11 protein-coding genes are annotated in these 11,921 nt (G+C 71.6%); 3 read left to right on the top strand and 8 right to left on the bottom strand.

Annotated elements, in window-relative coordinates; translation table 11 throughout:
• Window positions 1–115 precede the first annotated feature (115 nt).
• Window positions 116–661, top strand: a complete 546-nt coding sequence (locus ACFW6B_RS27150) for a GtrA family protein (RefSeq protein WP_386599730.1) — start codon at window positions 116–118, stop codon at window positions 659–661.
• A gap of 70 nt (window positions 662–731) precedes the next feature.
• Here ACFW6B_RS27150 and ACFW6B_RS27155 read toward each other — a convergent pair whose 3' ends face one another.
• Both ACFW6B_RS27155 and ACFW6B_RS27160 read right to left on the bottom strand, forming a co-directional pair.
• Complete coding sequence (locus ACFW6B_RS27155; RefSeq protein ID WP_386599732.1) at window positions 732–2,015, bottom strand: ATP-binding protein; 1,284 nt, start codon at window positions 2,013–2,015, stop codon at window positions 732–734.
• 114 nt (window positions 2,016–2,129) lie between these two features.
• Window positions 2,130–2,807 carry a response regulator transcription factor gene (locus ACFW6B_RS27160; RefSeq protein ID WP_386599735.1) on the bottom strand — a complete coding sequence of 226 codons (678 nt, stop codon included), beginning with the start codon at window positions 2,805–2,807 and terminating at the stop codon, window positions 2,130–2,132.
• 523 nt (window positions 2,808–3,330) lie between these two features.
• On the opposite strand from ACFW6B_RS27160, the gene ACFW6B_RS27165 reads away from it, so the two are divergent.
• Window positions 3,331–4,827, top strand: a complete 1,497-nt coding sequence (locus ACFW6B_RS27165) for an oligopeptide:H+ symporter (protein ID WP_386599737.1) — start codon at window positions 3,331–3,333, stop codon at window positions 4,825–4,827.
• A gap of 99 nt (window positions 4,828–4,926) precedes the next feature.
• Here ACFW6B_RS27165 and ACFW6B_RS27170 read toward each other — a convergent pair whose 3' ends face one another.
• From ACFW6B_RS27170 to ACFW6B_RS27195, 6 genes are all read right to left on the bottom strand, one after another.
• Entirely contained in the window at window positions 4,927–6,204 is a 1,278-nt protein-coding gene (locus ACFW6B_RS27170; protein ID WP_386599829.1) for a hypothetical protein, read from the bottom strand.
• A gap of 62 nt (window positions 6,205–6,266) precedes the next feature.
• On the bottom strand, window positions 6,267–7,376 hold the full coding sequence (locus ACFW6B_RS27175; protein ID WP_386599831.1) for a hypothetical protein: 1,110 nt from the start codon (window positions 7,374–7,376) through the stop codon (window positions 6,267–6,269).
• Between the two features lie 5 nt (window positions 7,377–7,381).
• Entirely contained in the window at window positions 7,382–8,362 is a 981-nt protein-coding gene (locus ACFW6B_RS27180) for a hypothetical protein (protein ID WP_386599739.1), read from the bottom strand.
• Window positions 8,363–8,390: 28 nt separating this feature from the next.
• Complete coding sequence (locus tag ACFW6B_RS27185) at window positions 8,391–9,140, bottom strand: LPXTG cell wall anchor domain-containing protein (RefSeq protein WP_386599741.1); 750 nt, start codon at window positions 9,138–9,140, stop codon at window positions 8,391–8,393.
• Window positions 9,141–9,295: 155 nt separating this feature from the next.
• On the bottom strand, window positions 9,296–9,895 hold the full coding sequence (locus ACFW6B_RS27190) for an ATP-binding protein (protein WP_386599743.1): 600 nt from the start codon (window positions 9,893–9,895) through the stop codon (window positions 9,296–9,298).
• 296 nt (window positions 9,896–10,191) lie between these two features.
• A complete protein-coding gene (locus tag ACFW6B_RS27195) occupies window positions 10,192–10,560 on the bottom strand; it encodes an STAS domain-containing protein (RefSeq protein WP_386599745.1) in 369 nt (122 codons plus the stop codon).
• Between the two features lie 249 nt (window positions 10,561–10,809).
• On the opposite strand from ACFW6B_RS27195, the gene ACFW6B_RS27200 reads away from it, so the two are divergent.
• Complete coding sequence (locus tag ACFW6B_RS27200) at window positions 10,810–11,727, top strand: RNA polymerase sigma factor SigF (protein ID WP_386599747.1); 918 nt, start codon at window positions 10,810–10,812, stop codon at window positions 11,725–11,727.
• The last annotated feature ends 194 nt before the right edge of the window (window positions 11,728–11,921 follow it).

The raw sequence follows: 11,921 nt of genomic DNA on the forward strand, positions 1-11,921 counted from the left end.
CACATGCACAGGCACTGTGCGGGAGCGCTGGTTAGCATGGGCTGGTTGGCGCATTCCACGCGCGTTCACCGGCGCGGCAGACGATCAAGACCCACCGACGGGGGCTGGCGAGACCATGGGCAGTGCTTCATCGGGGCCTCATACCGGGCCCCGCGGCTCGGTTCGACGCCGCTTCGACCTGCTCTTCCGCGAGGTCGCGAAGTTCGGCGCGGTGGGCGGTGCGGGGCTCCTGGTCAACCTGCTCGTGTTCAACCTGGTGCGCCACCTCACGGACCTGCAGGTCGTGCGGGCCAGCGTCATCGCCACGGTCGTGTCCATCGCCTTCAACTACGTCGGGTTCCGCTACTTCACCTACCGGGACCGCGACAAGGGCGGGCGCACCAAGGAGCTGACGCTGTTCCTGCTGTTCAGCGGGGTGGGCCTGGTCATCGAGAACGGCGTGCTGTACGTGGCGACGTACGGTTTCGGCTGGGACAGCCCGCTGCAGAGCAACGTCTTCAAGTTCCTCGGCATCGGCGTCGCGACGCTCTTCCGCTTCTGGTCCTACCGCACCTGGGTGTTCCGGGCGCTTCCGGCCCGGGAGGCGGTGGCCGATGCCGAATCGTTCCTGGACGAGGAGCCCGCGCCCGGGGCGGACCGTCCGCGGGCCCGTGTGAACTGAGCGGACCGCCCCGCCGTAGCGTCCGCTCTCGTACCTGACCTGCGTTTTCCCGCCCGTCCCGGGTGCTCGCCTACCGGACCGTGCGCTCCTCGTCGTCCCCGGAGGGCCGGGCCGAGCGCTGGTGCGTGGTGCGGGACAGGAACAGGCCGAAGACCGGCGGCTGGGCCTGGAGCATCTCCAGGCGGCCGCCGTCGGCCTCCGCGAGGTCGCGGGCGACGGCCAGACCGATGCCGGTGGAGTTGCGTCCGCTGATGGTGCGCTCGAAGATGCGGGCGCCGAGGTCGGCGGGGACGCCGGGGCCCTCGTCGGTGACCTCGACGACGGCCTGGTTGCCGGTCACGCGGGTGCGCAGCGCGACGGTGCCGCCGCCGTGCATGAGGGAGTTCTCGATCAGTGCCGCGAGGACCTGCGCGACCGCGCCCGGGGTGCCCACCGCCTGGAGGTGGCGCTTGCCGGAGCTGACGATCGCGCGGCCGACGCCGCGGTAGGCGGGGCGCCACTCCTCCAGCTGCTGCTTGATGACCTCGTCGAGGTCGAAGGAGACGGCGGAGCCGGTACGCGGGTCGCGGGCGTTGGTGAGCAGGCGCTCGACCACGTCGGTGAGGCGTTCCACCTGCGTGAGCGCGATCGTCGCCTCCTCCTTCACCGTCTCGGGGTCGTCGGTGAGGGTGATCTCCTCCAGGCGCATGGAGAGCGCCGTCAGCGGTGTCCTCAGCTGGTGGGAGGCGTCGGCGGCGAGCCGGCGCTCCGCGGTGAGCATGCGGCCGATGCGTTCGGCGCTGCTGTCCAGCACGTCGGCGACCCGGTCGAGTTCGGGGACGCCGTAGCGCTTGTGCCGCGGGCGGGGGTCTCCCGAGCCCAGCCGTTCCGCCGTCTCGGCGAGGTCGGTGAGCGGGGAGGCGAGGCGGTTGGCCTGGCGTACGGCGAGCAGGACGGCGGCGATGATCGCGAGCAGGGCGACGGCTCCGATGACCAGGAGCGTGCGGCCGACCTCCTTGGTCACCGAGGAGCGGGGCTCCTGGACGGTGACGGTCTCGCCCTCCTCGCCCTTCGCGGTGTGCTGGATGACGTCACCGGTGGGCTGCTTGCCGACCTCGACGGGAGCGCGGCCCGGAATCCTGATCACGGCGTAGCGGCGGTCGGTGACCTGGTTCTCGAACGTCTCGCCGGTGATGTTCTCGTCGCCGAGGATGCGGCTGTCCACGATGCTGGCCAGGCGCAGCGCCTCGGAGTCCACGCGTTCCTGGGCGCTGTTGCCGATCGTGCGGGTCTCGACGAGGACGAGGGAGACGCCGAAGACGCCGATCACGACGAGGACGACGGCGAGGGTGGACTGGATCAGGCGGCGACGCACGGGGTCCTCCGGGCAGATGGCTGTACCGGGACCAGTGTGCACGGTCGCCGCTCCGGTCCGGGCGGCTCACCGCTCCGGGGGGCCGCGCCCCCGGAGCGCGGGCCGCCGCGAGGCTCAGCTCTTCTCGAAGCGGAAGCCGACACCTCGCACCGTCGCGATGTAGCGGGGGTTCGCGGCGTCGTCGCCGAGCTTCTTGCGCAGCCAGGAGATGTGCATGTCGAGGGTCTTGGTGGAGGACCACCACGTGGTGTCCCAGACCTCGCGCATGAGCTGGTCGCGGGTGACGACGCGTCCCGCGTCCCGGACCAGGACCCGCAGGAGGTCGAACTCCTTGGCCGTGAGCTGGAGTTCCTCGTCGCCCATCCAGGCGCGGTGCGACTCGACGTCGATGCGTACGCCGTGGGTGGCGGGCGGCTGCTGGGGCTCGGTGGCGCCGCGCCGGAGCAGGGCCCGTACGCGCGCGAGGAGTTCCGCGAGCCGGAACGGCTTGGTGACGTAGTCGTCGGCGCCCGCGTCGAGGCCGACGACGGTGTCCACCTCGTCGGCGCGCGCGGTGAGGATGAGGATGGGGATGGTGTGGCCCTCGGCGCGGAGCCTGCGGGCGACTTCCAGGCCGTCCATCCCGGGCAGTCCGAGGTCCAGCACGACCAGGTCGACGCCGCCCTGCATTCCGGCGTCGAGCGCGGTGGGGCCGTCCTCGCGGACCTCGACCTCGTAACCCTCCCGGCGCAGGGCACGGGCCAGCGGCTCCGAGATGGAAGCGTCGTCCTCGGCGAGCAGTACACGGGTCATGGGGTGATGGTAGTCCGCCGTGCGGTACGCCAGGGCAGTGATCCGCCCGGGTGATTCACACCCTCCGCCCGACTGTTTCTTACCTTCGGGTGTGGGATGTGATCGTTGATGAGACCTTCGAAAGGTCGATCCTGGTTCCATGGTCGCCTGTGATCCATATCTCAAGTCCTTTCATATGGGGCATTGTGATGCCGTATGGTGACCAGACGCCTGTTGCACCACATCGGGACCTTTGGCTCGAACATGATGCTGAAGGTCTCTTCTGTGTGCGGGCTGGTGTCATCCAGCCTCGATGGAAAGACCTGTGGCCGGGCCCGGACACACTGACGTGTCCCGGGCGTGGATCCCGGTGGTCGCCGTCCGCCCGCTCCGGTACGTCCGGGGCGGACTCCCCTTGGGCGTGGGGAAGGACGTCGAGCCCAGCCGGTGCCGGCCGCCCCCCTTGGGCGCGCGATTCCCCCAGCTCTCGGTCCGCCGTGAGCGGGGACCCCCACCAGCGCGTCCCGACCAGCAAGGATCGACCATGGCGTCCAGCCTGACGAAGGACTCGGCGACCCCGGGACTCTCCGGCTCCGAGAAGACCTTCTTCGGCCACCCCCGAGGACTGGCCACTCTCTTCATGACCGAGATGTGGGAGCGTTTCTCCTACTACGGGATGAAGGCACTGCTCCCGCTGTACCTGGTGGCACCGGGCGGCCTGCACCTCAGCGCGGCCAGCGCGACCGCGATCTACTCGGTCTACCTCTCCCTCGTGTACCTGCTCGCCCTGCCGGGCGGCTGGTTCGCCGACCGTGTCCTCGGCCCCCGCAAGACGGTCGCCGTCGCGGGTCTGATCATCATGCTGGGCCACCTCACGCTGGCTCTGCCCTCCTCCGGCACCTTCTTCGCCGGTCTCGGACTCGTGGCGATCGGCTCCGGTCTGCTGAAGTCCAACATCTCCACGATGGTGGGCCACCTCTACGACGGCCCGGACGACCCGCGCCGTGACGGTGGCTTCACGCTCTTCTACATCGGCATCAACCTCGGTGCCTTCGCCGCTCCGCTGGTCATCGGCACCGTCGGCGAGAACGTCAACTGGCACCTGGGCTTCGCCCTCGCCGCGCTCGGCATGGCGCTGGGTCTCGTCCAGTACCTGCTCGGAGGCCGTCACCTCAGTGCCCGCTCGCACGAGGTCCCCACGCCCCTGACGGCCCAGGAGAAGTCCTCGACGCTGCGCAAGTCCGCGCTGTGGGCCGCCGTCGCCGCCGTCTTCTACGCGGTCGTCGGCTTCTCGGGCCACTACACCCTGAACTGGCTGCTGGTCCCGATCACGATCGCGGGCCTGGTCATCCCGGTCATGGTCATCGGACGCATCAAGCGCGACAAGTCCCTGGACCACGCCGAGCAGTCGAAGATGTCCGCGTACATCTGGTTCTTCGTGGCCGCGGCCGTCTTCTGGATGATCTACGACCAGGGCGGCTCCACGCTGTCGATCTTCGCCGACTCGTCGGCGAAGAACACCGTCTTCGGCTGGGAGTTCCCGGTCTCCTGGTACCAGTCGGTCAACCCGGTCATGATCATGGCGCTGGCGCCGGTCTTCGCCTTCGCGTGGCTGTGGCTGAACAAGCGCGGCAAGGAGCCCAGCACGGCGACGAAGTTCGCCTCGGGTCTGATCCTGGTCGGCGCGTCGTTCTTCCTCTTCCTGGCCCCGCTCACGATCGCCGAGGGCGGTCACAAGGCGGCCGCGATGTGGCTGGTGGCCATCTACTTCGTGCAGACCGTCGGCGAGCTGACGCTCTCCCCGGTCGGCCTCTCCCTGACCACGAAGATGGCTCCGGCGAAGTACGCCTCCCAGATGATGGGTGTCTGGTTCCTGGCCGTCACCGCCGGTGACGCCACGACCGGTCTGCTCTCCATCGCCGAGGTCGACCTCAACAAGACGGGCATCGTCGCCCTGGAGGCCGTGCTCGCCGTGATCGCCGGTTTCGCGGTGTGGATGTACCGCAAGAAGGTCAAGGCGCTCATGGGCGACGTCGGCTGACGTCGCTTCCGGAGCAGGGCGAAGGGCCGCGGCACCGTCCGGTGCGGCGGCCCTTCGCCGTTCCCGCGGCCCCGGGGCCGGGGGATCAGTGCGTGCCGGTCACCGTGTCCTGCGGGTCGGCACGAAGGTGAGGATCGCGCCGCCCAGCAGGACGACCGTGCCCGCCACCAGTCCGAGCGCCTTCAGGGCGCCGTGACCGTCGGAGCCCGTCTCCGCCAGACCGCCGCTGGAGGACGTACCGGCCGAACCGGAGCCGGACGAGGTGGACCCGCCGCCCGAGGCCCCGCTCGCCTGCTCCGAGGTGTCCAGGGTCAGCGAGACCTCGGACTTCGTCGGGGTGCAGGTCGTCGTCGTACCCAGCGCCATCACCGTCAGCACACCCGGCGACAGGGTCGAACTCCCGGTCGCGCCCGGCTTGTAGGTGCCCTTCAGATCGGGGATCTCGATCGGGTCACCGGACTTGATCGGCGCGGAGTTCGTCGGCCCCTCCACGTGCACCGTGCCCTTGTCGGCGCCGCCCAGGACCACCTCCATCGACGGCTTCACGGAATCCGCGGGGATGTCCGCCGGACTGTCCATCACCGACGCCTTGAACTTCACGGTGAGGTCGAAACTCCCGCCGTTCTTCTTCGCGTTGATCTGGACGGCCGAGGTGGCGTTCTTGTCCCCGATCGGCGTCTTGCACGCGTAGGGCACGGAGACCTCCTTGCCCGTGAAGTCGGTCTGCCCGCCGGACCCGCCGGTGTCGGCGCCCCCGTCGGTCCCGCTGCCGCTCGGCGACGGGGTGGCCGACCCGCTCGGCGACGTCGGCGTCGGAGTCGGGGTGGGGGTCGGCGTCGGGGTCGGGGTCGGCGTGCCGCCCGAACCGCCGCTCGTCACCTTGATGGTCGCCGAGGGGTTCACCGCCTCCTTGGGCGCGCACTTGGTGTCGGTGGAGATCGGCTTGCTGACGTTGATGTCGTACGCGTCCGGGGTGAGCGTGACGTCACCCGCCGTCGTCAGCTTCAGCCTGCCCGTCATGTCGGACAGCTTCATGTCGCTGTTCTTGGGGATGGCGGGGTTCTCGCGCGGTCCCTCCATCGCGATGTCCGCGCTCTGCGCGCCGCCCGCCTTCAGCGTGCCGGTGGGCTTGACGGTGTTCGCGTCGAGGTCGAGGACGTCGGGGTTCTTCGAGGCGGCCTGGACGAACTTCCAGGTGATGGTGACCTCGTCGCCCACCTTCGCCTCGGCCGGCGCGGTGATCTCCACCTTCGTGGTGCCCTGCACGGCGGGCAGCCCGGAGATCGGGGGCGGGATGCACTCCGTGCTGTACGACACCTCTGCGGCCTGCGCCGGGACGGCGGCCACTCCCAGCAGGACGCCCGCACCGCCGAGCATCAGCGCGACCCCGGCCGCGCCCGCCCTGCGGCCTCCGGCCCGTACCACTCTCCGTTGCGTTCTCACGTGTGCCCCTTTCTCGTCTGCGTCGTCGGACCGTTCTCGTGCGGTGCGGAGAGCCGACCGGTCGCCCCGGTCCCCGGATCGCTGTCCGGGGTGAACCAGGGCAGGGCCGGAGCCCGGGAGGACGGGTCGTCCTCCGGGTTCCGGGGTACGGGATTCGCCCGGGGCAGGCGCAGGGTGAGTTCGCCCGGCCGCAGCCGCCGGTGCCGGACAGCCCGCCCGGCCGGCCTGCGGGGGCGCACCCGGTCCACCACGGCCATGCCGACGCGGAACACCGCGGCCGGGACGACGACGCAGAGCAGGATCCAGAAGACGGTGACGCCCCAGGGGCGGCCCACGCCCCACGGCTGCTCGGCGAGCACCTTCCCGCCGTACCTCAGCGAGATCGTGTAGTCGCCGTGCGCCCCGGCCGACAGCTCGACCGGAAGTCTGATCTGCGCCTTGCGGCCGGGCGCGACGGTGCCGCGCCACTGCCGTTCCTCCCACTGCGGGGCGAACACCCCGTGGGAGGTGCCGACCTGGAAGACCGGGTCCTTCACGGGGCTGGTGCCGACGTTGCCGACGGTGAGGACGAGGGTGCGCGAGGGAGGCGAGCCGAACCAGGTCAGCAGACCGCTCGACCCGTCGAGCCGGGGATCGCTCAGCACCGAGATCCGGCCGCCGCTCTCCTCCTTCGGCAACGGCTCGACCGCGTGGCCGGCCACCATGAAGATGGCGTCGGCCTCCGCCTTCTCCCCGGTGACGGTGGCGACGTGCACCACGCAGGGGCAGGGCTCGGGCGGCTCGGTGACCGGGAGTCTCCCGCTGAAGCCGCCCTTGGCGTCGGTGGTGACGGCCCGTCCGTCGGCGTTGGCGCAGGAGTTGGTGCCGCCGATCACCCCGCGCGAGGGCACGGACTGTCCGCAGATCAGCATCATGAGCAGCGTCCCGGGCCGCCATCCGCTGCCGGTCACGGTGATCGAACCGCCGGTTCCCGCCTCGGACTTCGACAGCGTGACGCCCGGCTTCCCGGCGGCGGCCGCCGGTCCCGCCGAGGCCGCCACCGCCGACGGGACCAGAAGAAGGGCCAGCACCGCGCCCAGCGCCACCGCCCGTACCCTGCCGCCCAGGACGCTCACGACACCGCTCCCGTCAACTCGACATCCGTGCCGCTGTGTTCACCGGCCCCGCCGCCTCGCGCCCGGCGCCCGCGGTGCTCCGGCCCGCGCGCCCCGGCCCGCCTCCGGTGCCGTGCGGCGGCCAGGGCGCCCAGCACCACCAGGACGCCTCCCGCCCCGGCCACCGCCCCCCACGGCACGAAACGGACCGACGCGGTCGCCGTCGAGCGCGCACCGCCCGCCGCCGTCACCGTCAGCCGTACGTCCGCCGCGTCGAGTGCCGGCGGGTCGGTCCACGGCTCGCGGAGCGTGACGCGGCGGCCCGGCGGGAGTTCGACGGGCAGGGCGCGCGGGCCCCGGTCGAGCAGGGTGCCGAGGACCCCGTCCACGTGCACGGCGAGCCGCGGGGCGAGGACCGTGGTGCCGCGGTTGACCAGCTCGTACGAGATCCGCCCGCCGCCCACCTCGACGTGCTCGACGGTCAGCGCCGACAGCGCGGGTCCCGGCACCCGGAGCCGGACCCGGACCGCCGAGGTGCGGCCGCCGCCGCTCGCGACGATCGCGCCGGGATGGTCACCGGGCGCCGCTCCGGCCGGAACGCCGACGGTGAACGGCACGTCGGCGCGGGTGCGCGCCGGCACCCGTACGGACAGCTCCCGCACCGCGCTCCTGCGGCCGTCCGCGTGTCCGGCGAAGACGATCCAGGCGCCCGCGTCCACCGGGCGTCCGCGCGCCGCGGGGGCGCCGTCGGCGGTGTCGTCCGCGTCGGCGCCGCGCAGGTGGACCGTGACGGGCCGCGCACCGGGGTTGAGCACGGACACCGCGTCCTGGAGGACCGTGCCGGGCGCGCCCTCCGCGTAGACGGAGGGCCGTCCGTCCGCCGCGCCGCCCGCGGCCGGCACGAGGGACCAGCCCTCGGCGGCCAGGGCCGTCGGCGCCGCGCTCAGCAGCACCAGGGCCAGGCCCAGCGCGCGGGCGGCGGGGAGTGCGTGGGGCATGCGGCGGCTCCAGGTCGGGGCGGGGAGGTCAGCGGCGTACCGCCTGGTGCCTGCGCGTCAGCCACAGCACTCCTGCCGCGCCGGCGAGCAGGACCGTGCCGCCGAGGGTGCCGAGGGCGATCACGGAGTCCTCGGGGCCGGTCTGCGGGAGGGAGCCGCCGGAACCGGAGGAACCCGAGGTCGACGAGCCGGAACTCGACGAGCCCGAGGTCGAGGAACCCGAGGTCGACGAACCCGAACCGCCGGCCGCCGTGACGTCGAGGGTCAGCGAAGGCCCGGGATTGTTCGAGGGCGTGCACGTGGTCGTGGTGCCGAGGGCCTTGATGGTGAGGACGCCCGCGGTGAAGGTGACCTTGCCGGACTTCCTCGGCGTGTAGGTTCCGCTCAAGTCGCTGATCTTTATGGGGGTGTTGGCGGGGATGGCGGCCGCGTTGGCCGGTCCGCTGACCGCCACCGTGCCGCTGTCCGCGCCGCCCACCTTGATGACCGCGCTCGGCGACATCGCGCCCTTGCCGAGTTCGACCGGGCTGGAGGAGACGCCCTTCTGCCAGGACATGGTGAGCCTGTAGGCGCTGCCGCTCCTGACGCTCTTGATGTCGATGGGCGAGACGGCGCTCTTGTCGCCGATCGGCGTCTTGCACTGGTAGTTGACGTCCACCACGTCGGCCCGGGCTGCGGGGGCGGCCGTCAGCACCGCCGAGCCGGCCAGGGCCGCGGCGAACGCGAGCGCGGCGGTTCGTTTCTGGTACGTCCGGTACGACACGGGCCTGCCCCTCATTTCTGACGGAACATCAGATGGGCCGTCAAGGTACGCCCGGGGACTTGTGGAGGGAAGACAAAGCGCGCGCCGGATCCACGGGGATCCGGCGCGCACCGAGTGCCGCACGAAGAAGGGTCCGGGCCGCGGGACGGCGGGCGGTACGGCCCGTCGGGCTACGCGGGGGCGCCGAGTTCCGCCCAGACCGTCTTGCCCGCGACGCCGGGCGTGCGCACGACCCCCCAGTCCAGGCAGAGCCGCTGCACGATGAACATGCCGTGGCCGCCGGGCCGGCCGGCGCGGTGCGGGGTGCGCGGGGCGGGCTGGCCCGACCCCCGGTCCGCGACCTCGATGCGCAGCACCTTGTTGCCGCAGGAGATCCGGAGTTCGTCCGGGCCCTCGGCGTGCAGGCAGGCGTTCGTGACCAGCTCGGAGACGACCAGCAGGACGTCCTCGGCGGCCGCGCGCCGGTCGGCGCTCGCCGCGGGCAGCCAGCCCCACGCGTACAGCGCCTGCCGGGCGAAGTCACGGGCGAGCGGTACGACGCCGCTCTCGCCCGCGAGGTTCAGCGCCCGGACCTGGGGGCCGGCGGACGCGGAAGCCGCGCCGGCGGCCGGGACGGCGCCGTCGGCGGAACCCGTGCCGGCCGGAGCGGCACCGTCGACGGGCGCCACGCCGTCCACGGGCGCCACGCTCCGCGCGGACACGGCGGAAGCGCCGCCGTCGCCCGACTCCGGGCCGCGGTCGCCCGGCGAGCAGGGCCGGGTGGTGCTCATCAGCGCTTCACCTCACCGATTCACCGGTTCACGATTCAAGACTCGGTACTTCACGATTCAAGACTCAGTACGCAGTACTCAGTACGGATGGATCAAGGGCTTTCGCCGCTCGCGGATCGAGGGCTCCCGCCGCACCGGCCGCCGGTCCCCGGGCCGTCGGCGCGTCCAGGATGTCTCCTGCCCGACGGAACCGCCCGAACACCCATTTTTTCGGCACGGAACCCGGGACGCGAGTGACGCGTCGGTCACACGGAGACGTCCGGGGCCGGGGTGACGACATGACCGAAGGCCCGCGCTCAGCCGGACAGGGCCGCTTCGAGCGTGTCGTGGACGGTGAAAACGGCCTCCGCCCCGGTGATCTCGAAGACCCGCGCCACCACCGGCTGCATCGCGGCCAGGTGCACCCCGCCGCCCGCGGCCTCGACCTTCAGCCGGGCACCGAGCAGCACGTTGAGCCCCGTGGAGTCGCAGAACTCCAGACGCGAGCAGTCGATGACCAGCCGCGCGCACCCCTTTTCGAGGCACTCCTCGAGTGGTTCGCGCAACAGGTCGGCCGTGTGGTGATCGAGCTCACCCGCGGGGGTCACGACGGCACTCGTGCCCTCTTCCCGCACCTCGACAAGAAGCCGGCCAGACTGTGCGCTGCCGACCGTCCCGCGGTCCATGCCGTCTCTCTCCCGAGTGTCGCGACTATTGACGTACGCACTCGAACACTACGCCTTCTCCACGTCACCCGACACCCGAACAACCCTACGAAAATGGACATTTCGCAGCGTAAGGTACTTGCGACGGGTTCGGGGAACCAGGTAGGGCTAGTAGGGAGACCTGTCCGGCCCGACCGGCTTCGGAGGCGCCGCACACCGCAGTGCACGTATCGGCATCGGCGGCCACATGCCGAGAACGATGGAGGACACATGTCACCCCGGCTCGACGCATCGCAGACCCTGACGGCGACGTCGGCACCTTCTCCGGAGTCCCCGGAGCACGTCGACGGAACCGGAACCGACGGAGCCGGCGCGCTTCCCGGACTCGCCGGACTCCCGGAGATCCCCCCGTACGACGAGGTGGGTCCGGTGGACGCGCGGGCTCTGTCCAAGACGCTCTTCGCGCGGCTGGAGTCCCTCGAAGAGGGCACGCACGACTACGCGTACGTACGCAACACGCTCGTCGAACTCAACCTCGCGCTGGTGAAGTTCGCCGCCTCCCGCTTCCGCTCCCGCAGCGAGCCGATGGAGGACATCGTCCAGGTCGGCACCATCGGCCTCGTCAAGGCGATCGACCGGTTCGAGCTGAGCCGCGGCGTCGAGTTCCCCACCTTCGCCATGCCGACGATCATCGGCGAGATCAAGCGCTTCTTCCGCGACACCTCCTGGTCCGTGCGAGTACCGCGCAGGCTCCAGGAACTCCGCCTCGACCTGGCCAAGGCCGGCGACGAACTGGCCCAGCGCCTCGACCGCGCCCCGACCGTGGACGAGCTCGCGCAGCGGCTCGGCATCGGCCGCGACGAGGTCGTCGAGGGCATGGCCGCGTCGAACGCCTACACGGCCAGTTCACTGGACGCCCAGCCCGAGGAGGACGACTCCGAGGGCACGCTCGCGGACCGCATCGGCTACGAGGACAACGGACTCGAGGGCATCGAGTACATGGAGTCCCTCAAGCCCCTGATCGCCGAACTCCCGCAGCGCGACCGGCGGATCCTCTCCCTGCGGTTCGTGGCGAACATGACCCAGGCCGAGATCGGCGACGAACTCGGCATCTCCCAGATGCACGTCTCCCGGCTGCTGTCGCGCACCCTCGCACGGCTCCGGAAGGGCCTGACCGTCGAGGAGTGACACGGCCTCACGGCCCACCGGGGCCGCGCGCACGAGCGGTCCGGCGCCGACGGCGCCGGACCGCTCCGTCCTTCCGGCGGCACGACCGGCCTCCCTCGCGGCACTTCGACCGGGCCCCGTCGAACCTCCCGCCCCGGCCCCGGGACGGCATCCGCGCAGCCCGGACAACTTCCTTGCCCCCAGGGAGATTGAGA

This window comes from Streptomyces sp. NPDC058751 (assembly GCF_042746485.1).
In the GTDB taxonomy this organism is placed as follows: domain Bacteria; phylum Actinomycetota; class Actinomycetes; order Streptomycetales; family Streptomycetaceae; genus Streptomyces.

Excerpts from the sequence above, each read along its gene's own strand:
- ACFW6B_RS27150 (WP_386599730.1), top strand. The coding sequence starts at position 116 with ATGGGCAGTGCTTCATCGGGGCCTCATACCGGGCCCCGCGGCTCGGTT.
- ACFW6B_RS27165 (WP_386599737.1), top strand. The coding sequence starts at position 3,331 with ATGGCGTCCAGCCTGACGAAGGACTCGGCGACCCCGGGACTCTCCGGC.
- ACFW6B_RS27200 (WP_386599747.1), top strand. The coding sequence starts at position 10,810 with ATGTCACCCCGGCTCGACGCATCGCAGACCCTGACGGCGACGTCGGCA.
- ACFW6B_RS27190 (WP_386599743.1), bottom strand. The coding sequence starts at position 9,895 with ATGAGCACCACCCGGCCCTGCTCGCCGGGCGACCGCGGCCCGGAGTCG.
- ACFW6B_RS27195 (WP_386599745.1), bottom strand. The coding sequence starts at position 10,560 with ATGGACCGCGGGACGGTCGGCAGCGCACAGTCTGGCCGGCTTCTTGTC.
- ACFW6B_RS27160 (WP_386599735.1), bottom strand. The coding sequence starts at position 2,807 with ATGACCCGTGTACTGCTCGCCGAGGACGACGCTTCCATCTCGGAGCCG.
- ACFW6B_RS27185 (WP_386599741.1), bottom strand. The coding sequence starts at position 9,140 with ATGAGGGGCAGGCCCGTGTCGTACCGGACGTACCAGAAACGAACCGCC.
- ACFW6B_RS27180 (WP_386599739.1), bottom strand. The coding sequence starts at position 8,362 with ATGCCCCACGCACTCCCCGCCGCCCGCGCGCTGGGCCTGGCCCTGGTG.
- ACFW6B_RS27170 (WP_386599829.1), bottom strand. The coding sequence starts at position 6,204 with ATGCTCGGCGGTGCGGGCGTCCTGCTGGGAGTGGCCGCCGTCCCGGCG.